Annotated in this window: 20 protein-coding genes; all 20 read left to right on the top strand. The window is 59.5% G+C overall.

Going from position 1 to position 24,566, the window contains the following annotated elements; genetic code table 11:
• Positions 1 to 70: 70 nt before the first annotated feature.
• Positions 71 to 1,255 carry a D-alanyl-D-alanine carboxypeptidase family protein gene (locus A6M21_RS10085; protein ID WP_161486047.1) on the top strand — a complete coding sequence of 395 codons (1,185 nt, stop codon included), beginning with the start codon at positions 71 to 73 and terminating at the stop codon, positions 1,253 to 1,255.
• Between the two features lie 72 nt (positions 1,256 to 1,327).
• Positions 1,328 to 1,786 (top strand): Fur family transcriptional regulator, encoded by a 459-nt coding sequence (locus tag A6M21_RS10080; RefSeq protein ID WP_066668343.1) that lies wholly within the window; start codon positions 1,328 to 1,330, stop codon positions 1,784 to 1,786.
• A 358-nt stretch (positions 1,787 to 2,144) separates the two neighbouring features.
• Positions 2,145 to 2,639 carry a DUF4912 domain-containing protein gene (locus tag A6M21_RS10075; protein ID WP_066668341.1) on the top strand — a complete coding sequence of 165 codons (495 nt, stop codon included), beginning with the start codon at positions 2,145 to 2,147 and terminating at the stop codon, positions 2,637 to 2,639.
• Between the two features lie 23 nt (positions 2,640 to 2,662).
• Positions 2,663 to 5,458 carry a 1,4-alpha-glucan branching protein domain-containing protein gene (locus A6M21_RS10070; protein ID WP_078060556.1) on the top strand — a complete coding sequence of 932 codons (2,796 nt, stop codon included), beginning with the start codon at positions 2,663 to 2,665 and terminating at the stop codon, positions 5,456 to 5,458.
• 113 nt (positions 5,459 to 5,571) lie between these two features.
• Positions 5,572 to 7,629 (top strand): glycoside hydrolase family 15 protein, encoded by a 2,058-nt coding sequence (locus A6M21_RS10065; protein WP_066668411.1) that lies wholly within the window; start codon positions 5,572 to 5,574, stop codon positions 7,627 to 7,629.
• 17 nt (positions 7,630 to 7,646) lie between these two features.
• Positions 7,647 to 7,814 (top strand): histidine kinase, encoded by a 168-nt coding sequence (locus A6M21_RS10060; RefSeq protein WP_242868815.1) that lies wholly within the window; start codon positions 7,647 to 7,649, stop codon positions 7,812 to 7,814.
• A 26-nt stretch (positions 7,815 to 7,840) separates the two neighbouring features.
• The gene (locus tag A6M21_RS10055; protein WP_066668337.1) at positions 7,841 to 8,917 is read left to right on the top strand and encodes a uroporphyrinogen decarboxylase/cobalamine-independent methonine synthase family protein; all 1,077 of its coding nucleotides are present in this window, start codon (positions 7,841 to 7,843) and stop codon (positions 8,915 to 8,917) included.
• Between the two features lies 1 nt (position 8,918).
• Positions 8,919 to 9,722 (top strand): histidinol-phosphatase HisJ family protein, encoded by an 804-nt coding sequence (locus A6M21_RS10050; RefSeq protein WP_066668335.1) that lies wholly within the window; start codon positions 8,919 to 8,921, stop codon positions 9,720 to 9,722.
• A 220-nt stretch (positions 9,723 to 9,942) separates the two neighbouring features.
• Positions 9,943 to 10,380 (top strand): division/cell wall cluster transcriptional repressor MraZ, encoded by a 438-nt coding sequence (gene mraZ, locus A6M21_RS10045; RefSeq protein ID WP_066668332.1) that lies wholly within the window; start codon positions 9,943 to 9,945, stop codon positions 10,378 to 10,380.
• Between the two features lie 84 nt (positions 10,381 to 10,464).
• Positions 10,465 to 11,448, top strand: coding sequence for a 16S rRNA (cytosine(1402)-N(4))-methyltransferase RsmH (gene rsmH / locus A6M21_RS10040; RefSeq protein ID WP_066668408.1), 984 nt, complete (start codon positions 10,465 to 10,467; stop codon positions 11,446 to 11,448).
• 3 nt (positions 11,449 to 11,451) lie between these two features.
• Complete coding sequence (locus tag A6M21_RS10035) at positions 11,452 to 11,958, top strand: cell division protein FtsL (protein WP_066668330.1); 507 nt, start codon at positions 11,452 to 11,454, stop codon at positions 11,956 to 11,958.
• Positions 11,959 to 12,053: 95 nt separating this feature from the next.
• Positions 12,054 to 14,225, top strand: a complete 2,172-nt coding sequence (locus A6M21_RS10030) for a stage V sporulation protein D (protein WP_066668328.1) — start codon at positions 12,054 to 12,056, stop codon at positions 14,223 to 14,225.
• Positions 14,226 to 14,419: 194 nt separating this feature from the next.
• The gene (locus A6M21_RS10025) at positions 14,420 to 15,925 is read left to right on the top strand and encodes a UDP-N-acetylmuramoyl-L-alanyl-D-glutamate--2,6-diaminopimelate ligase (RefSeq protein WP_066668324.1); all 1,506 of its coding nucleotides are present in this window, start codon (positions 14,420 to 14,422) and stop codon (positions 15,923 to 15,925) included.
• A complete protein-coding gene (locus A6M21_RS10020; protein WP_066668322.1) occupies positions 15,922 to 17,292 on the top strand; it encodes a UDP-N-acetylmuramoyl-tripeptide--D-alanyl-D-alanine ligase in 1,371 nt (456 codons plus the stop codon). Before A6M21_RS10025 ends, A6M21_RS10020 begins: the two co-directional genes overlap by 4 nt.
• 139 nt (positions 17,293 to 17,431) lie before the next feature.
• On the top strand, positions 17,432 to 18,427 hold the full coding sequence (gene mraY / locus A6M21_RS10015; protein WP_066668406.1) for a phospho-N-acetylmuramoyl-pentapeptide-transferase: 996 nt from the start codon (positions 17,432 to 17,434) through the stop codon (positions 18,425 to 18,427).
• 48 nt (positions 18,428 to 18,475) lie between these two features.
• Positions 18,476 to 19,828 carry a UDP-N-acetylmuramoyl-L-alanine--D-glutamate ligase gene (murD, locus tag A6M21_RS10010; protein WP_078060555.1) on the top strand — a complete coding sequence of 451 codons (1,353 nt, stop codon included), beginning with the start codon at positions 18,476 to 18,478 and terminating at the stop codon, positions 19,826 to 19,828.
• Positions 19,829 to 19,837: 9 nt separating this feature from the next.
• Positions 19,838 to 20,944, top strand: coding sequence for a putative lipid II flippase FtsW (gene ftsW / locus A6M21_RS10005; RefSeq protein ID WP_066668320.1), 1,107 nt, complete (start codon positions 19,838 to 19,840; stop codon positions 20,942 to 20,944).
• Between the two features lie 13 nt (positions 20,945 to 20,957).
• Positions 20,958 to 22,067, top strand: a complete 1,110-nt coding sequence (murG, locus tag A6M21_RS10000; RefSeq protein WP_066668319.1) for an undecaprenyldiphospho-muramoylpentapeptide beta-N-acetylglucosaminyltransferase — start codon at positions 20,958 to 20,960, stop codon at positions 22,065 to 22,067.
• A 194-nt stretch (positions 22,068 to 22,261) separates the two neighbouring features.
• Complete coding sequence (gene murC, locus A6M21_RS09995; RefSeq protein ID WP_066668318.1) at positions 22,262 to 23,644, top strand: UDP-N-acetylmuramate--L-alanine ligase; 1,383 nt, start codon at positions 22,262 to 22,264, stop codon at positions 23,642 to 23,644.
• On the top strand, positions 23,641 to 24,552 hold the full coding sequence (gene murB / locus A6M21_RS09990; RefSeq protein WP_066668313.1) for a UDP-N-acetylmuramate dehydrogenase: 912 nt from the start codon (positions 23,641 to 23,643) through the stop codon (positions 24,550 to 24,552). The genes murC and murB overlap by 4 nt, the downstream gene beginning before the upstream one ends.
• The last annotated feature ends 14 nt before the right edge of the window (positions 24,553 to 24,566 follow it).

Raw genomic sequence — 24,566 nt, 5'->3', positions numbered from 1 at the left:
AAATAAGTTAGCCCTTGAGCAGGAGGTAATCATGCGCCCATATTGGACAGGCCTTATGCTGGCGTTAGTTTTGTCTTTTTTGTTTGTTCCGGCCGTACCCGTGCAAGCGTCATCCGGACCGCAGATAACCGGCAAGTCGGCCATCATGATCGACGCGCAAAACGGGCAGGTGCTTTACGCTAAAAACCCCGACGCGCACATGTTCCCCGCCAGCACAACCAAAATTTTAACCGCTGTCATTGCTCTTGAACGGGGCAAACTCAGTGATCAGGTTACGGTACCCCGCGAGGCTGTAACAGCGGGCGGGTCGGCCATCGGCCTGCAGGAAGGGGAAAGGCTGACCCTCAAGGACCTGCTTTATGCCATGCTTCTTTCCTCCGCCAATGATGCGGCGGTAACCATCGCCGATCATATTGCCGGTTCGGTGCCCGGTTTTGCCGCCCTGATGAATGAAAAAGCCCGGCAGATCGGCGCCCGGGAAAGCCATTTCGTCAATCCGGACGGCATGCCGGATCCGCAGCATTTCACCACCGCGCGGGATTTGGCCGTCATTACCCGTTATGCCATGCAGAACGCCGAATTCAGGAAAATCGTGGATACCAGCCACCGGAACATTTCCCGCGCGGATGCCGATCGCAGCAAGGGGCCGCCGCAGGAATACCTCTGGAACCATAACAAGTTGCTGCACCTGTACGACGGAACCATCGGGGTTAAGCCGGGCTATACGGTGGAAGCCGGTCAGTGCCTGGCGGCCGCCGCGCAGCGGAACGGGCGGGAATTGATTACCGTGGTGCTGGACAGTCAGGGCGCGGCCATATACAGTGATACCGAAGCCCTGTTCAACTATGGTTTTTCTTCTTTTCAGCTTAAACAACTGGCCGGCCGGGGGCAAAGAATCACCTCCCTGTCCGTACCTTATGGCGCCGGACCGGCGCCGGTTCTTACCGCCGCCCCGTTTTACTATGATTTTCCTGCCGGAGGGCAAGAACAGGGGCAGGTGGAACAAAAAGTGGTTATGGAGCAAAATATGCAGGCGCCGCTGGCGGCGGGACAAAAAGTGGGCCAGTTGATCTTTTTGGCGCACGGCCGGGAATTGGGACGGGTGGACCTGGTGACCGGACAGGCCGTAAACCGCAGGGTGGAAACGCGCTGGCCGGTCTGGGCGGCGGGTACGGCGATTGTCTTGCTTGTTTTACGCCTGCGTGTTTTGGGCCGCCGGCGTTCCCGCGTGCGCCTGCCGAGATATTTACGCTGATGGTTTTAATGTTTGACATTTTGCCATAAGTTCACTATACTTACGGAAAAGTAGTTTTGCGGGGTGTGCCGCTTGAATAAAATTATTTGCGAGGTGGAGCAGAAACTCCGGGCCGGCGATTATAAGTTAACCCCCCGCAGGGAGCATATTCTCCGGGTTATTCTGCAAAACAAGGACAAGCATCTGAGTGCGGAAGAAGTTTACAACCTGGTCAAGCGGAGGGTGCCCGATGTTGGTTTGGCCACTGTCTACCGTACGCTGGAAATATTTCAGGATCTGGACGTAATCCACAGCATTGATTTCGGTGACGGCCGCAAACGTTATGAGTTCGGAGGGGAGCCGGGGGAAGGCCACCACCACCATCACCTGATTTGCACCGGTTGCGGTAAAATTATCGAAGTAAACGAGGATCTGCTGGAGGAGTTGGAATCCCGGGTTACCAGTGCCTATGACTTTACCATCACAGATCACGAGCTTAAATTTTTTGGTTATTGCCGTGATTGCAAGCAGCAAAAAAATAAACAGCCTTAAAACCGGCTGACTTTATCTGGCAGGCCGGTATTTTATTTATTAAAAATAATGTGAAAATCTTTACATAAAATTAATTTTAGTTTAGAATGATTTGTGATAAGATAACATTAGCTGGACTTACTGGTATCACCTGGACGATGAGCAGTTGTAAGGTCGAAATGTTGCGAAAAAAGCAGAAGGAGAAAACACATGAAATACGAGTGGGTATTTTTTGCTCAAAACAGTAATAATCAATACTATTGTGGTTAATGTGCCATTATATATTGTGAATTATATAACATATTTGGCTTTTTGGCGGGTTAACATCCCGCCATTGCAGACTTTGTGCCATGTTATATATTAGTGGGGGGTGTCATAAATGATCACTGAAAATGTGTGCCTGCCGGGCGCTTACCAGGAAAACACGCTGGTATTACTGGTACAAAACCCGGAGGTAATTTTTGCTTATTGGGAACTGTCCAACGGGCAGTGGCTTGCCGTGGCCGGATATGGCGGCCTGCACCTCAGGCTTTACGAAATAAACGGAAACGGCCCCGGTTGCTGGCTGGACGGGCAGGGAAAGCTGTGGACGGAAATCAATTTGCCCCCTTTTACCAGCGACTGGTACTTTTGCGATTTGTCACCAGGCCGCAGTTATTGCAGCGAACTGGGTTATTACGGTTCTGATCACGTTTTTTATCCTATTTTGCGTTCCAACCGGGTGCAGACACCGCGGGTCGGGTTGTCTTCCCGCCCCGGTGAACATGCACTGGTCGCCGTGGATCTGACTGTCGCCGCGGCGCCGGCACAGGAAACTGCAACCGGACAACTGCCCGGGTCGATCGATTTTTACCGGCGGCAGGAGCATAACTAACTAATGAACGGAGGAGCAGCACATTGTCTACCGGTTATTTGGCCCTGGTCATGCATGCGCACCTGCCTTTCGTACGTCATCCGGAGCGTCCGGACTATCTGGAGGAACGCTGGTTTTTTGAGGCGGTGACCGAATGTTATCTGCCGCTGATTGAAGTATTTGAAGGTCTGGTCGGGGACGGGGTGGATTTCCGGTTGACCTTCTCCCTGTCCCCGCCGCTTTTAACCATGTTTACCGATCCTTTGTTGCAGCGGCGTTACCTGGATTACCTGGATACCATGATCCGCCTGGGTGAATCTGAATACCAGCGTACCGCGCAGGATGCGGAATTGCGTTCCCTGGCCCTGTTTTACCTGGGAAAATTAAAGGGCGCCCGGCGGATGTTCGCGGAAAAGTATGATTGCAACTTGATTCAGGCCTTCAGCGCCCTGCAGGCGTTGGGCAAGTTGGAACTGATTACTTGCGGCGCCACCCACGGCTACCTGCCCCTGATGCGGACCAAAGAGGCCATGCGTGCCCAGATTGGCACGGCAGTTGACTATTTCACCCGGCATTTCGGCCGTCCCCCGGCCGGTATGTGGCTTCCGGAATGCGGTTATACCTCCGGGGTGGATCAATTGCTGAAGGAATTTGGCGTGCACTACTTCTTCGTGGACACCCATGGTTTGCTGCATGCCGACCCGGCACCTGTGAACGGGGTGCTGGCGCCCGCGGCCTGTCGCTCGGGAGTGGCTGTTTTCGCCCGGGATCCGGAGAGTTCACGCCAGGTTTGGGACAGGCAGGCCGGCTACCCCGGTGATTATGACTACCGGGAATTTTACCGGGATATTGGTTATGATCTCGAGCTGGACTATTTGAAACCATTTTTGCCGTCCGGTAATATCCGGGTGGATACCGGTTTCAAGTATTACCGGATCACCGGACCGGGTCCGCACAAGGAAATTTACCGGCCGGAAGCGGCCGCCCGGCGGTCGGCCGAACACGCGGCCAACTTCCTTTTCAACCGCCGGCAGCAGGTTGCCTTTCATTCCCGGCACATGTCCCTGCCGCCGGTGGTGGTGGCCCCTTACGACGCGGAACTCTTCGGCCACTGGTGGTATGAGGGGCCGCAATGGGTTGATCAATTGTGCCGCAAGATATACGCCGAACAGGATACGGTGCGCATGACCACTCCCGGCGAATACCTGCAAAAGCACCGCGAGTTGCAGGCTGTGGAACTGCCGATGAGCAGTTGGGGGGAGGGCGGGTACAGCCTGGTCTGGCTGAACCCCGGAAATGACTGGATCTACCGGCACCTGCATCATGCCGAGGGCCGGATGGTCGACCTGGCCGATTTGCATGCCGGGGCGCAGGGCTTGAAACGCCGTGCCTTAAACCAGGCCGCCCGGGAACTCCTGCTGGCCCAGAGCAGCGACTGGGCTTTTATTATCAAGGTCGGTACAGTGGTGCAGTATGCGGAAAAAAGGATCCGTGAGCATGTGTACCGGTTTAACCGGTTGGCTGATCAGATTGAGCAGGGGAACATTGAAGAAGTCTTTTTAAACGAACTGGAACATGCGGACAATATTTTCCCCGGGTTGGATTTTTCGATCTACAGCCGGCACCGGCAGGGACGCTACCGGGATTACGGCGCCGGCCGCGCACATTTCCGGATCCTCATGCTGTCCTGGGAATATCCCCCGGGGACGGTGGGCGGCCTGGCCAGGCATGTTTACGACCTTTCCCGGGCACTGATCCGTCATGGTGACGAGGTGCATGTGATTACCTGTCCGGTGCCGGGGGAAGACGCCTATTCCCTGCAACAGGGGGTGCATGTGCACCGTCTGGCCCCGGAACAGCTTACGGCCGCTGACTTTCTAACCTGGGTGGGGCAGATGAACCGGGGAATGAGTGCGTTGTCGGACCGGGTGACGGAGCAATGGGGACGTCCGGATCTGGTGCATGCCCACGACTGGCTGGTCGGGGAGGCCGGCCTGCAGATCCGGGACCGGTACGGCGTGCCTTTGGTGGCCACTATTCACGCCACGGAACACGGGCGCAACCACGGCATTCACACCGCCCTGCAGCGCCACATCCACTCCCGGGAAGCGCAGTTGACCAACGAAGCGGTGCGGGTGATCTGCTGCAGCAACTATATGGCTGAAGAGGTAACCGGCCTGTTCGGCCTGCCGGATGGCAAAGTGCGTGTTATTCCAAACGGCGTCGACCCGGCCAACTTGCTCGCCGGGCGCAGCCGGGAGCCGGATTGCGCGGATCTGGACACCCGCGGCGGAGTCCCCACCGTATTGTTTATGGGGCGTCTGGTACCGGAAAAGGGGGTACAGGTCCTGCTGGAGTCGTTTCCCGCCGTCCTTTCACGGGTGCCCGGGGCCAGGCTGGTGGTGGCCGGACGGGGACCCTACCAGGACCACCTGCAGGGGCGCGTGCAGGAATTGGCGCTTGAAGGCCGGGTGTCCTTCGCCGGGTTTGTTGACGATTTGGGGCGCAACCGTTTGCTGGAGCAAGCCCGGGTGGCTGTTTTCCCCAGTTTGTATGAACCGTTCGGGATTGTAGCCTTGGAAGCCATGGCCGCCCGGGTGCCGGTGATCGTGACCGACACCGGCGGTTTGCAGGATATAGTGGAGCACGGTGTGGATGGTTTCAAGGTGCCGCCGGAAAACGCCGGCATGCTGGGTCATTACACCGCCGAGTTGCTGGCCAATCCGCTTCTGGCGCAGGAGCTGTGCCAGAAGGCCTGGCGTAAAATTATCACCCGCTATGACTGGTATTACATCGCCACGGAAACCAGGGATGTTTACCGTGAGGCCGGTGAGCGCTGAATGGCCGGTTGAAATGCGTGTGCCGCCGGGACCGGACACTGTCCGGTAGCGGCGGCTTTATTTTATATTTCGCCGGGTCGAAAAAAATGTTAAAATGTAAACGGGGGGATTATATGACACGGCCGCTGGTTGCCGGGAACGGCAATATTCTGGTCACTTTCGGTCCCAACTTGAGCATGCGGGACTTTTATTATCCATATGTCGGACAATGGAATCATATCATGGGCTACAGAAACCGGATGGGTTTCTGGGTGGAGGGTAAATTCAGCTGGTTGAACGAACCGGCCTGGCAGAAGCACCCGGGATACATGGAAGATTCTTTGATTGCGCTTACGCCGGCCCGGCACGAAGGATTGGAAATCGAACTGGAGAGCCGGGATGGTGTGCACTATCACGATAACATTTATTTGAAGCGGTTGAAGGTAAAAAATTGTGCCGCGCGGAAACGGGAAATCCGGGTATTTTTCACCCAGGATTTTTCCATTGACGAGACTGAGGTGGGGGATACCGCCCTGTACGATCCCCAGACCCATACCATTTATCATTATAAAAAGAACCGTTATTTTATGGTTAACGGTCTTTGCGGTCAAAACCGTTTTGACATGTTCGCCACCGGCATCAAGCGCTTTGCCGGCGCCGAGGGCACCTGGCGGGATGCCGAGGACGGCGATTTGACCGGCAATCCGATTGCCCAGGGGTCGGTGGACAGCACCATCGGCTTCAAGCTTTGCCTGGCTGCCGGCGAGGAAAAGGAGATCTTTTACTGGATTGCCGCCGGGCACAATTTGCAGGAAGTGCGTCAGCTGAACTCCCAGGTGTTGCAAAACGGCCCGGAAAACCTGTTGTACCGGATCGACGCCTACTGGCGTCACTGGCTTGCCCGGGTGCCGGCGGATTTTGCCGATCTGCCGCCGCGGGTGGCGGAAATATACCGCCGCAGCCTGCTGATTATTCGTACGCACGTGGATCATCACGGGGCCATCATTGCCGCCGCCGACAGTGATATTATGCAAACCAACCGGGATCATTATTGCTACCTGTGGCCGCGGGACGGGGCGCTGGTGGCGCGGGCATTGATCCGTGCCGGCTACGGCCACATGGTCAAGGAGTTTTTTGCCTTTTGCGCCAATGTGCTTACCGATGGCGGCTATCTTTTACATAAATACAATCCCGACGGCACGGTTGGTTCCAGTTGGCATCCCTGGCTGAAAGGGAGGCAGTTGCCCATTCAGGAGGATGAAACGGCACTGGTGCTGCTGGCGCTTTGGGAATACTACCAGTATTACCAGGACCTGGAGTTTGCCCACGATTACTACCGCAGCCTGGTGCGGCCGATGGCCGATTTCATGTCCGGTTACATCGACGATCAGCTCAACCTGCCCCTGGAAAGTTATGATTTGTGGGAAGAAAGATGGGGCATCTTCACTTTTACGGCGGCGGCCGTTTACGGAAGCCTGACGGTGGCCGCCGCTTTCGCTGACTTGTTTTGTGAATTTGGACGGGCCAACGGCTACCGCGCCCGGGCTGAACAAATCAAGACGGGAGTGGAGGAGCATTTTTACAGCCACAAGTTGGGCCGTTTTGTGCGCGGGTTGATCTCGGAAAGTAAAGATGTGGACCTGCGCCGGAGCAATGAACAGGGTGAACTGGTGGAAAGGGAAGACTGGAATTTGCGCCGTGACGATACTCTGGAAAGCAGCACCATGGGCGTTTTCCTTTTCGGCCTGTTGCCGGCCGGCGATCCCCGGGTGAAGGCGACAGTCCGGGCCATTGAACAGGGATTGTGGATCAAAACGGGTATCGGCGGGCTGGCCCGCTACAAGAACGACTATTATTTCCGGCGCAGCGACGATATTGAGCGCATTCCCGGCAATCCCTGGATTATTTCCACCCTTTGGCTGGCCCGCTGGTACATTGCGGTGGCCGGTGCGGTGGATGAACTGAAACCGGCCCTGGCCCTGATTCATTGGGCCGCGGTTTATGCCCTGGATACCGGCGTCATGCCCGAACAGGTGCATCCGGAAACGGGGGAGCCGCTCTCGGTTGCGCCGTTGACCTGGTCACACGGCAGTTTTGTAATCGCAGTGGTTGAATATCTGGAAAAATATCGTGAACTGACGGGCGATGTTTGTGCGGTGATTGACAACCCAGTCAACCGCCAGGTTTATTAACAAGGGGGATGGGCAAAATGACCCGGGAAGAGGAAATCAGGACACTGGAGCAGCGCATTGCCGACTTGCGCCGGCGTTTGCCGGCCCACTCGGTAAGGCCGCACATGCTGCAGGAACTGGAAGAGCTGGAGGAAGCCCTCGAGCGGTTGCAGGCGGAGGCGGAAGGAACGCCACGGGCGAAGTAATATTTTTCCGGGAAGGAGTGATTTTGATGGCCGGTTTTGCTCCCGGCGGTCTGGCCACCGGCATCGGCAGCCTGCCCTATCTCGAACCGGGACAGGCGCTGCCGCTGATCTTCAGCCATCTGCCGCAAATCCCCCACTGGCCGCAACTGCCCCGGCGGGGCGGCCGGGAAGGGTTTGTTTTTCAGTTCCTCAACCCGCTGCTGGCCGCCGGACTGTTGAGTATTGAAGACGGGCGCGCCTTTTTTGATGACAGCCATCCCGCCTGGCCGGAACGGTTGACGGATTTTTACACCACCTATCTGGCGGCCGAAGCCGGCGATGAGAAGGCGCTGCAGGCCTTTGCCTTTCCCCGGGAGGCGGCGGCGGGCTTTTATGCCTTCCTGGACTATATACGCAGTCACGGAACCGGGGAAGCACACTATTTCAAAGGGCACCTGGCCGGTCCGTTGACCATTGCCTTTCAGTTAAAAAACCGCGCCGGCCGGCTGGCCTATTACGAAGAGCAACTCCGCGAACTGGTGGTTAAAACACTGGCCATGCACGCCCTGTGGCAGGCCAAAACCCTGGCCGGCGCGGGCCGGCCGGCGATTATCTTTGTGGATGAACCGGCGGTGAGTGTTTACGGCCAGTCCAATTACATTACTGTGACCCGGCAGATGATCCGGGATGATTTGAATGCCGTCTTTGAGGCCGTCCGCCGGGCCGGCGCCCTGACCGGTGTGCATTCGTGCGCGGCTGTAGACTGGTCCTTGCTCACCGGATGCGATTTGGATATTATCAACCTGGATGCCTATAACTTCGGTGCTTCACTGTTCCCCTACGCGCGGGAATTGAATGCCTTTTTACAGCAGGGCGGCGTGCTGGCCTGGGGAGTGGTGCCCACGGCCGAAGAAGCATACTGCGAGGACGCAAACAGCTTGCTAAAAAGGCTGTCCGGGTACTGGGACGGGCTGTGCCGGCGGGGGGTGGACCGCGGGTTGCTGCAACGCCAGGCTATAATCACACCGGCCTGCGGCACCGGCCTTTTGCCCGGGGAACTGGCCGGTCGTATCTATGCGCTCAACCGGGAAGTGGCACATAAGGTTCAGAAAGGGGAAATTTAGGTTGCTACCCGATCTGCACTGGCATACCCGCCGTTGCGGCCACGCTGGCGGACGGATGGAGGAATTCGTGGCCGCCGCCCGGCGGGCGGGGATTACGCATGGCGGCTTTGCCGACCACATCCCCATCTACTGGCTGCCGCCGGAACAGCGTGACCGCGGCCTGGCCATGGACCCGGAGGAACTGCCCCGTTATGTGCTCCGGGTGCGGCAACTGCAGGATGAAAACCCGGCCCTGGATCTCGCCCTCGGCATTGAAGCCGACTACATACCGGGTTTTGAAGGACAACTGGCCGGTTTGCTGTCCGGATACCCCTTTGATTATGTCATCGGTTCGGTACACTACCTGGACGGGTGGGGTTTTGACAATCCGGCGCTGGTGGACGAATACGCCCGAAGGGACGTGGATGAACTTTACCGGCAATATTTTGCCCTGCTGCAGCGTGCCGCCGCCAGCGGCCTGTTCGATGTGCTGGCCCATCCGGATTTGATTAAAAAATTCGGTTGCCGGCCACAGCTTGATTTGACCCCTCTGTATGAAGAAACAGCCCGTGTACTGGCTGACAGCGGCATCTGCCTGGAAGTGAATACCGCGGGCCTGGCGGCGCCGGCACGGGAAATCTATCCGGCACTGAAAATGCTTGAAATCTGCCGGCGGTACGGGGTACCGGCGACCACCGGTTCCGACGCCCACCAGCCGCAGCAGGTGGGGCGGGGAATGGCTGCGGCGCTGTCCTGGCTGCAACAGGCCGGTTACCGGGAGGTGGCGGTGTTTAAAGGCCGCCGGCGCCGGATGATTAAAATATAACCGCTTAAAGACGTTTGTGTGAAAGTGGCGCGCCGAAGGGAGATGGCCGTACCGGAGGGGCGACACGCGAAGGTCCGGAAACGAACATCTGAATTGAAAATCCGGGTGCGGCCCGGAATTTTTTTTATTTACCGGCAGGAATTTTCTTCCCGGTCGCGAATAAAGTGGGTGAAAGTGGTTTAAAGTGGAGGCATCGTGGATTGCAGTGGGGTGACCGCCGTTGTTTATGGGAGAATTCCAGCATACCATTGATGCCAAAGGAAGATTGATTATACCAGCCCGCTTCCGCGAAGGCCTGGGCGACAAATTTGTATTGACAAAGGGCTTGGACGGGTGCCTGTTTGCCTATCCCCCTCAGGAATGGACGGCACTGGAAAGCAAAATGCGCTCCTTGCCCTTCACCAGGGCTGATGCCCGGGCCTTTGTGCGTTTTTTCTTTGCCGGCGCGTGTGAATGTGAAGTGGATAAGCAGGGCAGAATACTTATTCCAGGCAACCTGCGGGAATATGCTGCCCTGGAAAAAGATGTGGTGGTTATCGGCGTGTCCTCCCGGGTGGAGATCTGGTCCGCCGGGCGCTGGCGTGATTATAACGACCGGGCGGCCGGTTCGGTCGAGCAGATTGCCGAAAAGATTGTGGACTTCGACCTGGGCATCTAAAATGACCTGTTCCCTTCCGGACAGGTAACGGACAGGTACAGGCGGACCGGATCAAAGGAGATGTATCCGGTGGACTTGGATGGCATGGGTTCTCCGGCAGGCAATGGTTTTGCACACCAGCCGGTGTTGCTGGAAGAAGTGCTGGCCGCATTGAACCTGAAAAGCGGCGGTGTTTATGTGGACTGCACCGTGGGCGGGGCCGGGCACAGCCTGGCCATTTTGCGCCGTACCGGTCCGGACGGATGGTTGATCGGACTGGATCAGGATCCGGACGCCCTGGCGGCGGCTGCGGATCGCCTGGCGCCCTATGCCCGCCGGCTCAACCTGTTTAGAGAAAATTTCGTCAATTTGCCCCGGGTGCTCACTGGTTTGGGAGTGGAGCAGGTCGACGGCCTGCTTTACGATCTGGGCGTCAGTTCACCACAACTGGACCGGGCCGGACGGGGGTTCAGTTACTTGCATGACGGCCCGCTGGATATGCGTATGGATCCCGGAGGCGGGGTTACGGCCGGAGAGCTGGTCAATACACTGCCGGAAAGGGAATTGGCCGCTGTAATCAGGGATTACGGCGAGGAGCGCTGGGCCTCCCGCATTGCTTCGTTTATCGTCCGGGAAAGGCGGTACCGGCCCCTAAAAACCACTTTCGATCTGGTTGCGCTGATCAAAAAAGCCGTCCCGGCCGCCGCGCGGCGTACCGGTCCCCATCCGGCGCGGCGCACCTTTCAGGCGCTGCGCATCGCAGTGAACAGGGAACTGGAAATACTGCCGGGCGCCCTGCGGGAAGCGGTTGGATTCTTGCGGCCGGGCGGCCGCATTTGCGTCATCACCTTTCACTCGCTGGAAGACCGTGTGGTGAAAAAATTGTTCCGGGAACTGTCTTCGCCCTGTATTTGCCCGCCGCAATTCCCGGTCTGCGTCTGTGGCCGCGTCCCCGTACTGCGGCTGGTCGTCCCGTATCCGGCGGAACCGTCGGCAAAAGAAACGGCGGATAATCCCCGGGCCAGGAGCGCCAGGCTGCGGGCGGCGGAAAAAACAGGGCTTGTTCTAAACCAGCCGGGAGGTGCATAAGCTTTGATTGTAGCAAGGGAACAACCCTATCATCAAAGTCCACCCGGGGAAAAGCGCCGTCCGGTTCCGGACCCCCGGCCCAATACCCTGCCGCGCCGCAGGCAGTTGGCCCTGACCGGCCTTGTCCTGCTGGCCTTTCTTACCGGTATCGCTGTTTGCTATTTGCATGCCCAGATCATGACTACGGGGTGTCAGATAGTCAGCCTGCAGAAAAATTTGGGCGACCTGAATGTAGAAACCCGGGAGCTTTCCGAACAGGTGGCCGGGCTATCTTCCCTGCAGCGAATTGAGCAGGTGGCCACCACCCGCCTGGGTATGGTCAAGCCCGATAACAAAAACGTGGTGCTGGTACAAGCCACCCCGCAGCCATCCGGCAGCGCCGCTGCCGCGCCGTCCCGGACGAAGCCGGCCGGTGTGGTACGTGTGCCGGCGGCAAAGGATCGCAACTGGGTATTGCAGGCGTTGGCGGAACTGGTCGGCCATCGCGAGGGAAGGACGCGCCCGGGTTAAATAGTTGAATACAATCCGGCACGTCCGGAAAATGGTGTCTTCCCCGGCCAGGGCAGCGCCTTTTTCACGGGTGGTAAAGGTTGGAGGAGCGTACCATGCGTACTACCAACGTACTCACCCGCAAAAGGCTGACCTGGCTTTTTATGCTTTTTGCCCTCGCCCTGGCCGGGATGGTTGTCCGCCTGGTCTGGATACAATTTGTCATGGGGGACGCCTGGCAGAAGAAAGCTGAAGAGGCGCGCATGCGGGACATCCCGGTGGAGGCCAGGCGGGGGAATATTTACGACCGCAACGGCACCGAACTGGTGACCAGTGTCAGCGTTTCCTCCCTGTACGCCATTCCCTATCTGGTTAAAGAGCCACGGACGGAGGCGGACCAACTGGCCCCGTTGATTGGTATGGACAAAGAACGCTTGTTCAGCATACTCAGCCGCAAATCCTGTTATGAATGGCTGGCCCGCAAACTTGATGACGGCACGGTGAAAAAAATCAAGGCGTTAAACCTGCCGGGCATCCATTTCGTTGAAGAGAGCAAGCGCTTTTATCCCTATCCAACTTTGGCCCCGCACCTGCTGGGATTCACCGGCATAGACAACCAGGGCCTGATGGGCCTGGAAAAGACTTACGACCACGAACTGCAGGGCACAAACGGCCGGATTATGGTGGAACAGGATGCCAGCGGCCGGCAAATTGACGATCCGATGCAAAAGTACGTACCGCCCCGGCAGGGGGACAGCCTGGTACTTACCCTGGATAAGACCATTCAACAAATTGTGGAGCGGGAACTGGATCTGGTGGTGGCCAAATACCAGCCCAGGCTGGCCGTGATCATCGTCATGGATCCCAAAACCGGTGAAATCCTGGCCATGGGCAGCCGGCCCACCTTCAACTCCAATGACTGGGCGGAAGCCCCCCGCAGTGTCTGGGACCGCAACCCGGCCATCTGGTACAACTACGAACCGGGTTCCACTTTCAAGATTGTCACCACTGCCGCGGCCATTGCGGAAGGCGTGGTCAAGCCGACGGATCAGTTTTACGATCCGGGTTACATCAAAGTGGCCGACCGCTACATCCGGTGTTGGGCGGACGGTGGTCACGGCAGTGAAACCTTTGAGCAGGTGGTCATGAACTCCTGCAACCCGGGGTTCGTCGAGGTGGGCCTGCGTCTGGGCATACCCCGCTTCTACCGCTATATCCAGGAATTTGGCTTCGGCCGTCCGACCGGCATTGACCTGCCCGGTGAGGCCGGCGGGATCATTATTCCGGAGAAGAAGGCCACCAACTTGAACCTGGCCACCATGGCCATCGGACAGTCCATTGCCGTCACCCCGATCCAGTTGCTCACGGCAGCTTCGGCGGTGGCTAACGGCGGCACACTGCTCCGGCCGCATCTGGTCAAGGAGATTCGCGATCCCGGCGGCCATGTAATCAGAACATTTGCGCCGGAGGTGGAACGCCGGGTGCTGTCCCCGCAGGCGGCGCAGGAGGTTTGCCGGCTGCTGGAAAACGTGGTGGCCAAGGGGACCGGACGGAACGCTTTTGTGGAGGGGTACCGGGTGGCCGGTAAAACCGGTACCGCCCAGGTGGTCGGTGCGGGCGGCGGATATGTGAGCGGCAAATACGTGGCCTCTTTTACCGGTTTCGCCCCGGCCGGCAATCCGCGTCTGGCCGCCCTGGTCATGGTGGCCGAACCGCAAGGGGGCAACTATTACGGCAGTCAGGTGGCGGCGCCGGTATTTGCCGCCGTGGCCAAAGATGTTCTGCATTACCTGGGTGTGCCGGAAGATCCGGCTGTGCAAAAGCCGCCCGCTCCCTTTGTTTACGAAGAACCAAAGGTCAAGGTGACGGTGCCCAACGTGGTCAACTTCCCGCTGGAAAGTGGTCAAAAAATATTGCGTGAGGCCGGTCTGGCCTTTCAGGTGGTGGGAGAGGGACCGCTGATTTACCGGCAGACGCCCATGGCCGGGGCGGTGGTGAACAGCGGCAGTACGGTGGTGTTGAATATGCAGCCGCCGCCGGAAGCCGCCGGCCTGGTGACCGTGCCCAATTTGAGCGGACTGACCCTGCCCGAAGCGGCCGGTTTGCTGGACGGCATGGGATTATACCTGCAATCCACCGGTTTGGGGGTGGCGGCAAGCCAGCAACCACAACCGGGAACCCGGATCAGGAGCGGCAGCGCCGTGCAGGTGGAATTCCGGCCCGCGCCCGGACCGGCCCCGCCGGCCATGGCCGTTCCATCCCGGCAGGATTTTGTAGAAAAGCCATAAGATGGTAAAGTTTGATTAAAATAGGGTCATACTATGATCCAGGTAATATAATACAATGCGGTAAAAACAGCCTGTTGTCTGTTTTTACCGCCCCGCTTGCTTATTGCATTGCCGTTGCACTGGTGATAGTATAACGATTTAGAGGGATGACCGCAGCCGGTTTTGCTTGTGCTCATCCGTAAGGAGGATTTGGGTTGTTACTCAGTAAACTGGTCGAGGGACAAAAAATTTTGGCCTGCGGTGGACGCCAGGACATCCCGGTGCCGGGTATCGCTTATGATTCCCGGCGGGTCAGGCCGGGTTTTTTGTTTGTGGCCATTGAGGGTTTCCAAACCGACGGGCACCGGTTCATCGAGCAGGCTGTGGCTGCCGGCGCGGCGGCAGTGGTGATACAAAAGCCGGTGGCAGTTCCCGCCCCCGCGGCCTGGGTGCGGGTGGCCGATTCCCGCCTGGCTTTGGGCCTGCTGGCGGCGCGGTATTACGGCTATCCGTCCCGGCAATTGAAAATGGCCGGCGTAACCGGAACCAACGGCAAGACCACCACCTCCCACCTGCTGGCGGCCATCGGACGCGCCACCGGACTGAAAGTGGGCTTGATCGGTACTATCGCCAACCGTATCGGCGACCGGGTGCTGCCCGTGGAGCATACCACTCCGGAGTCCTTGGACCTGCAACAGTTGCTGGCGGAAATGGTGGCCGAAAAAGTGGCGCTGGCCGTGATGGAAGTCAGTTCGCACGCCCTGGCCCTGAACCGGGTGGCCGGTTGCGATTTTGATTTGGGTATATTTACCAACATCACCCAGGATCATTTGGATTTCCACCATGACATGGATGATTATCTGGCCGCCAAGTCCCGCCTGTTTGCCTCCCTGGGCGCAGCGGACGGCGGACGGCCCGGGACGGCGGTAATCAACCGGGACGATCCCCGGGCGGAGCGGATCATCAACGTTACCCGGGCGGCGGTGACGACCTACGGTATGCATGGTCCGGCCGACGTGCGGGCGGAAAAAATTCAAGTTACCCCGCGGGGGGTGCATTTTCATGTGACCAGCCCCTGGGGGCGGGGAGAAGTGCGGCTGAAGTTGACCGGTCTGTTTAATGTTTATAACGCCCTGGCCGCCCTGGCGGCCGGTGGGGCGCTGGGCATCCCCCTGGAACATGTTATCACCGGATTGCAGGAAGTGTCCGGAGTGCCGGGCCGTTTCGAACTGGTGGACCGGGGGCAGGATTTTGCCGTGGTGGTGGATTATGCCCATACTCCGGACGGGCTGGAAAACGTGCTCAAAACAGCCCGGCAGATTACAGGCGGCCGGCTGATCACTCTTTTCGGCTGCGGCGGCGACCGGGACCGGGGCAAGCGTCCATTGATGGGGGAGATTGCCGCCCGCTTGAGCGATTTGCCGGTGCTTACTTCCGACAATCCGCGCACGGAGGACCCCCTGCGCATAATAGCAGATGTGGAGGAAGGCCTGTCCCGGGTGCTGGACAAGAATAGCTACCGGATTGTCCCGGACCGGCGCGAGGCCATTTTTTACGCCGTTGCGGCGGCTGAACCGGGCGATACGGTGGTTATCGCCGGCAAAGGACATGAGGACTACCAGATCATCGGTACCGAAAAACATCCTTTTGACGACCGGCAGGAAGCGATGCGGGCGCTGGAGCAGATTATGCGCGCCCGGGGAAGGAATGGGCGGATATGAAAAAAATGAGCCTGGGCGAGGCGGCCCGGGCCGCGGGCGGGAGGTTGTGCCGGGGGGATGCCGGCCGGGAAGTGGCCTCCGTATGTACGGATACCAGGCGGCTTACGCCCGGCCAGTTGTTTTTCGCCCTGCGCGGGGAACGTTACGACGCCCATCAGTTTGTTCAACAGGCGGTGGATTCCGGCGCGTGCGGGGTGGTGGTGGATCGTCCGGTGGAAATCGCCGGACCGGCGGCCGTGATCCAGGTGGCTGACACCCTGGCCGCCCTGCAGCAACTGGCCCGTTACAACCGGGATAATTACCGGGTGCCGGTGATCGGCGTTACCGGCAGCACCGGTAAAACAAGCACCAAGGATATGATTACAGCGGTGCTGTCCGGACGGTTCAGCACCCTGAAAACCACAGGCAACCGGAATAATGAAATCGGCCTGCCCCTGACCCTGCTGGAGATGGACGGCGGCTGCGATGCGGTGGTGCTGGAAATGGCCATGCGCGGACCGGGGGAGATTGCCGCCCTGTGCCGGGTGGCCCGGCCCACGGCGGCGGTAATCACCAATATCGGTGAGGCGCATTTTGAGCGGCTGGGTTCGGTGGACAATATCGCCCGGGCCAAAGGGGAGATTTTGGATGCCGTGCCGGCGGACGGCTTCGCCCTGCTGCACCGGGAAAGCCCTTTCATTGAGCGGGAAGCCGCCCGCTGCCGGGGGAAGGTGTTGTTTTTCGGCACCGCGCCCGGTGCCGACATCAGGGCCGTGGACGTCCGCGCGGAGGGGACGGGCAGCCGCTTTACCCTGTTGCTGGCCGGTGCACAGGTGGAGGTCTATCTCCCCCTGCCCGGCCGGCATAATGTGGAGAATGCCCTGGCGGCCGCCGGGGCGGGCTGGATGCTCGGTTTGCCTCCGGCCGTTGTGGCGGATGGGCTGGCCCGGGCCGCCGGCGGGGAGATGCGGCTGGAAATAATCCGGCACCGGGGTATGACGATCATTAATGATGCTTATAACGCCAACCCCGCCTCCGCCCTGGCCGCTCTGGACGTACTGGCGGAAACACCCGCCCGCCGCCGGGTGGCGGTGCTGGGGGATATGCTCGAACTGGGCGGGCGGGCCGTACCCGGGCACCGGGAAACCGGGGCGGTTGCCGCTTCGCGGGCGGATTATCTGGTGGCGGTGGGCGAACTGGCCCGCCATATAGTCGAGGGCGCTCTGACCGCCGGGCTGCCGGCCGGCCGGCTCAGCCTTTGTCCGTCCAATGCGGCGGCGGTGGCACTGTTGCGCGGATTGTTGACGGAGGGTGACGCCGTGTTGATCAAGGGCTCCCGGGGCATGCAGATGGAAGAAATCGTCCGCGGGATCACCAGCGCAAGCTGAAACGGCGGCGCGTTTCACCGCCGCTCTGTTTTGGCGCGGCGGCTTCCGTGGCAACCGCTCCGGTAGCGCCGGTAAAGTATGAGCAACACGGCTGTGCAGTAGTACGAAAGGGGGCTGGCCGGCAAGCGGCCTGGTGATGATGGATGGAGTCTGGCTCGTGCTGGGTGAAACTTTGTTGCTTTCTTTAGGGGTTACCGTGCTGCTCGGTCCGCTGGCCATTCCGGTCCTGCACCGGCTGAAGTTCGGCCAGCAGGTGCGTGACGACGGTCCGGCTTCCCATTTGCAAAAGACGGGTACACCGACCATGGGCGGGGTGATGTTCCTGGCCGGCATCACTGTGGCCGGGCTCTGGCTGGCCGGCCGTTCCGCGGAAACACTGCTCATGCTTGGAGTGACCGTAGGTTTTGGTGTCATCGGCCTGTTGGACGATCTGATTAAAGTAGTCTTAAAACGGCCGCTTGGCTTGAAGGCGCGTGAAAAAATGCTCGGCCAGGTGCTCTTGAGCGCGCTGCTGGCAGTTCTGGCCGTTTCCTGCCTGGGCCGGGGCACCGACATAGTGCTGCCGTTCAGCGGCTTTTCCGTTCCCGGCGGGCTGACCATTGAACTGGGAGTTTGGGGCTATATCATCTTTGCCGTGCTGGTGGTGACCGGTACGGCCAATGCCGTAAACCTTACCGACGGACTGGACGGACTGGCTGCCGGTGTGACGGCGGTGGCCGCTGCAGCCATGGTTTGCCTCGCCCTGCTGACGGGCGAGGCCGGTGTGGCCGCCGTGCTGGCCGCGGTGGCCGGGGGGTGCCTGGGTTTCCTGGTCTACAATCATCATCCGGCACGCGTATTTATGGGTGACACCGGTTCCCTGGCCCTGGGCGGCGCCCTGGGGGCGGCAGCGGTGTTGACCAGAAGTGAATTGTTCCTGGTGATTACCGGTGGCATTTATGTGTTGGAAGCCTTGTCGGTCATCTTGCAGGTGATTTCATTCCAGCTTTTCGGCCGGCGTATCTTTCGCATGAGCCCGTTACATCACCATTTTGAACTCGCCGGCTGGAGCGAGAACCGGGTGGTTTTCACTTTTTGGGCGGCTGCCCTGCTTTTCGCTGCCCTGGGCCTGGCCGGCCTGTACCGGCTGGGCTGATCACGCCGGCCGGTGACAGCCGATAATTATGGAAAGAAGGTTACTTTGGTGCAACTGGAACAGGTTAAGACACTGGTGATCGGGGCGGGCCGGAGCGGCCTGGCCGTGGCCCGCTTTTTAAAGACCAAAGGGGCGGCGGTCACACTTACGGACAACAAGGATGAAACAGCCCTGGGCGGTGATTTGAAGATCCTGTCCGCAGCCGGGGTGCGCCTGAGTCTGGGCCGCTATCCGGCTCCGGATGGTTTTGATCTGGTGGTGGTCAGTCCCGGCGTGCCGCTGAGCATGGCCCCGGTGGCCCGGGCACGGGAGCGGGGTGTGCCGGTGATCGGGGAACTGGAGCTGGCCTGGCGTTTTTGCCGGGCGCCGCTGGTGGCCATTACCGGTACCAACGGGAAAACCACCACCACCAGCCTGCTCGGGGAAATCTTCAAGCATGCCGGCGTGCGTACCCTGGTAGCCGGGAATATCGGCAATCCGCTGGTGGCGGAAGTGGAAAATTTCGGCCCGTCCGATTTGATTGTGGCCGAGGTTTCCAGCTTCCAGCTGGAAACCACTGTTCATTTCCACCCGCAGGTGGCGGCCATACTGAACATTACCCCGGACCACCTCGACCGTCACGGCGACATGGCCGGTTACACCGCAGCCAAGGCGCGCATCTTTGCCAATCAAGGTCCAAAGGACTGTGCCGTGCTCAATTACGACGATCCTCCGGTCAGGGAACTGGCCGCCAACTGTCCCGGACGGGTCATATTTTTCAGCCGGGTGCATACGCTTAAATCAGGGGTGTTTATCCAGGGCGGCCAGATCATGGCAAAAATGAACAGTCACAGCACTCCGGTAATGCCGGTCAACGATCTGCGCCTGCCGGGAGCGCACAATCTGGAGAACGCCCTGGCCGCTGTGGCCTGCGCCCTGGAAAGGGGCGTACCGGAACGGCTGTTGGCGGATACCCTGCGCCAGTTCCCCGGTGTGCCCCACCGGCTGGAACCGGTGGCTGAAATTGATGGCGTAATGTATGTAAACGACTCCAAGGGAACTAATCCGGATGCCAGTATCAAGGCGCTCGAATCATATACGCAACCGGTTGTTTTACTGGCCGGAGGTAAAAACAAGGGCAACGATTTCACCGCCTTTGTCCAGCGGGCGAAGGAAAAAGTACGCGCCATGGTGGTGCTCGGCCAGTGCGCCGGCGAACTGGAGACGGCCGCCCGGGCGGCGGGCATCACCCGGGTGCTGAAAGCCGGGGATTTCCGCCAGGCGGTTTTCATGGCCCGGAACGAGGCCCGGCCGGGGGATGTGGTTTTGTTGTCCCCCGCCTGCGCCAGTTGGGATATGTTCAAGAGTTACGAGGAACGGGGAGATCTGTTCCGGGAGATTGTGTTGTCCATGAGGGGGTAGGCGAAGATCATGCAGCTACGGAGGCGGTCACCCGATTTTGTTCTTTTCCTGTCCGTGCTCATGTTGTTGAGCGTGGGTATCGTCATGGTGTTCAGCTCAAGTAGCTACTATGCATTTCGCCTGTTCAACAATACTTACTACTTTCTCGTGCGTCAGCTTGTCTGGGCGGCGATCGGCCTGGCGATCATGTTTTTTATGATGAATTTTGACTACTGGCGGCTCAAAAAATGGGCCGGATGGCTGCTCATACTGGCCTTCGCCCTTTTGGCCGCGGTACTTGTACCCGGCATCGGGGTGGCCAAACTGGGCGCGCAGCGCTGGCTGAATTTGGGTCCGTTGAGCTTCCAGCCGTCGGAATTTGCCAAACTGTGCCTGGTGGTCTTTACGGCTTACGGTCTCTCCCGCCGTCCGGAACAGGCGCAGAGTTTCCGCAAGGGGATGCTGCCCTACCTGGTGATTATGGCCCTGGCGGCCGGATTGATTTTAAAGCAGCCGGATCTGGGTACGGCGGTGACTTTGGCCGGAACCATCGTGGTGATGCTTTTTGCCGCCGGTGCTCCAATGGGCAGTCTGGCTGTAATGGGTGTACTGGGTGTGGGCGCGGTCGGCCTGGCCATCTGGCATGAGCCCTACCGCATGCGGCGTTTTCTGGCCTTTCTGGATCCGGAAAAGGATCCCTCCGGAACCGGCTGGCACATTTTGAATTCGCTGATGTCGCTTGGTTCGGGCGGCTTTCTGGGTGCCGGGCTGGGTCACGGACGTCATTCCAAATATCTGTTCCTGCCGGAACGGCAGACCGATTTCATTTTTGCCGTGATCGGCGAGGAACTGGGTTTCATCGGCGCCTGTTTTGTCATTTTACTCTTTGTCCTCTTTATCTGGCGCGGACTGAAAGTGGCCATCACTTCCCCGGACCCGTTCGGCAGCATTCTGGCGGCCGGCATTGTGGCCGGTGTGGCCATTCAGGCGATTATCAACATCGGTGTGGTCACCAGCACCCTGCCGGTGACGGGAATCACACTGCCGTTTATCAGCTTCGGGGGAACATCACTGGTTTTCACGTTGATGGGGGTGGGCATACTCTTGAACATTTCCCGCTATATCACACCCAAATGACGAGGTGAGGGGATTGCGTTTTGTCGTTACCGGCGGCGGCACGGGGGGGCATATTTATCCCGCCCTGGCCATCGCCCGGGGGTTGCAGGATAAATATCCCGGCGCGGAGATACTTTACGTGGGTAAAACGGGCGGTCTGGAAGCCGGGCTGGCCGCCCGGGCCGGGTTGCCTTTTCAATCCATTCCGTTGGCGGGGCTGCAGCGCCGCCTTGCGGTGCGCAATGTGACGGCCGTCTGGCAGGCCGCCCGGGGGGTGGTCCGCGCCCGGCGCATCCTGGCAGGCTTCGGTCCGGACGCCGTGGTGGGTACCGGCGGTTATGTTTGCGGGCCGGTGGTGCTGGCGGCGGCTTTGACCGGCATCCCCACCCTGATTCACGAACAAAACGCCCTGCCCGGGGTGACCAACCGTTTGCTGTCCCGTTTTGTCAGCCGGGTGGCGGTAACTTTTGCCGACGCCGTCAGGTATTTCCCCCGCCGTGACCGGGTGGTCCTGACCGGGCTGCCGGTGCGCCCGGAAATACTGGCCTTCAGCCGGGAAGAGGCGCGCCGGACGCTCGGCCTGCCGGTGACGGGAAAGCTGGTGCTCTGCTTCGGCGGCAGTCAGGGGGCGCGGACCATCAACGGGGCCATGGCCGGTGTGCTGCCCCGCTTTGCCGGCCGCCCCGGGGTCTGTTTCATCCACGTTACCGGTCCGGCGCAGTATGATTCTTTCATGGCGGCACTGTCCCGATCTGGTTTACGCGCCCCACAAAGTGGAAATATTAGCATTATACCCTATTTATATGAAATGCCGGCGGCGCTGGCGGCGGCCGACCTGGTGATCTGCCGGGCCGGCGCGGCCACCATTGCCGAACTGACTGTGGCCGGCCTGCCCAGTGTGCTGGTGCCCTATCCCCACGCCACCGGCAATCACCAGGAATTCAACGCCCGGGCGCTGGAAAGGCAGGGCGCCGCAATCGTCATCCGGGACGCGGAGCTTTCCGGGTCCGTACTGGCCACGGAAGTTGAGCAATTGCTGGCCGATGAGCGGCGCTTGCAGGCGATGGCCGGAGCGAGTAAAAAAATGGGCCGCCCCGGCGCGCTGGCCGATATTACCGGCCTGATCGATCAATTGTTGAGCTGACGCCGCCGGGGGCACCGGCCTGCCGGCGCCGTCCGCAAGGCCGGTGGACAAGTCATCAAGTTTGCCCGGTTAGCCGGGTCTGCCGGACGTTTGCCGGGGGTAACACCTTTTCCCGGCCGGGCATAGTATATGATATCCCGGCGGAAGGTTCCCTTCAGTGTTTGCGGTCCGGTGCAGGAAGGAGATGAGAGCCCTTGCAGGCAATACCTGAACAAGTACATTTTGTAGGTATCGGTGGGACGGGGATGAGCGGCCTGGCCAAGATCCTGCTTGAACTGGGGCACCGGGTGAGTGGTTCGGATTTGAATGCCACCGAAATCACCCGGCGGCTTGAAACCATGGGAGCAATCTGTTATGTCGGCCACGCCGCCGGAAATATCAACGGCGCCCGGATGCTGGTGGTATCAACGGCGATCAAAAACGGCAACCCGGAACTGGAAGCGGCGCAGGTAAAACATCTACCCGTGATCCACCGCAGCGACCTGCTGGCCTGGTTGATGCACCGGCAAAAAGGTATCGCCGTAGCCGGGGCGCACGGTAAAACAACTACCACTTCCATGCTGTCGCTGGTTTTGGAGAAAAACGGCCTTGACCCGACCATTGTTATCGGAGGTGAATTGAACGATATTGGCGGCAACGCCAAATTGGGCCGGGGAGAATACCTGGTGGCCGAGGCCGATGAAAGCGACGGTTCATTTTTAAAGCTGTCCCCGTTGGCTGTGATTGTGACCAACGTTGAAGACGATCATCTGGATCATTACGGCTCGGTGGAACAAATTAAAAAGGCGTTCCGTCAGTTTTTGGACAAAGTGCCGCCCGGCGGCCTGGCGGTGGTCTGTCTGGACGATCCCGGCGTACAAAAAGTGGTGGCCGGTTTTTCCGGACCGTTGTGCACATACGGCCTGGCTGCGGCGAATGCCGATTACACACTGGGCGAAATGATATTTGAAGGTCATCATTCATCCGGTGAAGTGTTTTACCGGGGCCGCTCTCTGGGCCGGCTGGCGCTGCAGGTGCCCGGACGGCATAATTTACTGAACGCGCTGGCGGTGGTGGCCATGTCCCGCTGGCTGGGCCTGGAATTTTCACAAATCACCGGGGCTTTGAAAGACTTCCGGGGGGCCGGTCGCCGCTTCCAGTTACTGGGCGAGGCGCGGGGTATTCAGGTTTATGATGATTACGCGCATCATCCCAGTGAAATCAAGGCCACTCTGGCTGCGGCCCGACTGATGCATCCGGGCCGGCTGGTGGCCGTCTTTCAGCCCCACCGCTACACGCGTACAGCGTTATTGAAAGAGCGGTTCGGGGACGCCTTTAGTCAGGCGGACCTGGTCATTGTCAACGAAATTTACAGTGCCGGGGAAACACCGATCGAAGGCGTTTCGGCGCAATTGATCATTGACGCCATTGAAAGGCACGATGGCCGGCGGGTGGTTTATTTCCCCACCCGCCGGGAAATAGTTGATTACCTGGCGGAAAACATGCAGCCCGGCGATCTGGTGTTGACCATGGGCGCCGGCAACATCTGGACGGTAGGCACGGATCTGGTCCGGCGCCTGCGGGAGAAAACGGTGTGAGCAAGGCGGAGCTTTTTTCGGCTTTGAACGCCATTTTGCCCGGGCGGGTGTTTTTGGACGAACCGATGAGCCGACATACCACCTGGCGCATCGGCGGCCCGGCGGATATTTTGGTCGAGCCGGACGGTGTGGACGGGCTGACCGCTTTGATCGCCCTGCTGCAGGCATGGAAATTGACGCCGCTGATCATTGGCAACGGCTCCAACCTATTGGTGCGTGACGGAGGCATCCGGGGCGTGGTGGTCAAAATTGGCCGCGGTCTGGGTGGCATCAAGATTACGGGAGCGGTTGTCACAGCCGGGGCCGGGGCCGCGCTGGGCGCCCTGGCCGCCGCCGCCCGGGACGCCGGCGTCGGCGGGCTGGCTTTTGCCGCCGGTATCCCCGGTACCGTGGGCGGTGCCGTGGTGATGAACGCCGGCGCACATGGTTCATCCATGCGGGATGTGGTGCAGGAAGTGCTGGTCATGGATTATAGCGGCTGCTGTACGCGCCTGCCGGCGGCGGCGCTTGATTTCGGCTACCGCACCAGTTGCTTGAAGGGCGCTCCCCTGATTGTGCTGGAAGCAACCTGCCGGGGCGGGTTGCAGGATCCGGCTGCAATCCGCCGTGAAATGGAAGGTTATCAGGCCAAACGCCGGGCCACCCAACCCCTGACCCGGCCCAGCGCCGGCAGTGTGTTTAGAAACCCGCCCGGGCGGGCGGCCGGTCAGTTGATTGAACAGGCCGGGGCCAAGGGGATGCGCAGTGGTGACGCCCAGGTATCGACGCTGCACGGCAACTTTATCATTAATCTGGGTGCGGCTACCGCCCGCGATGTGCTCGACCTGATCCGCCGGGTGCAGGATCTGGTTTACGACCGCTTTGGTGCAACCCTGACGTTGGAGGTTCAGATTCTGGGCGAGGATTGAGGCGGAGGTGATCG

The sequence above is a fragment of the Desulfotomaculum copahuensis genome, assembly GCF_001655685.1.
Classification (GTDB): Bacteria; Bacillota; Desulfotomaculia; order Desulfotomaculales; family Desulfovirgulaceae; genus Desulfotomaculum_G; species Desulfotomaculum_G copahuensis.
The sequence above is the reverse complement of the archived record's forward strand: the minus strand, read 5'-3'. Positions and strand labels throughout refer to the sequence as shown.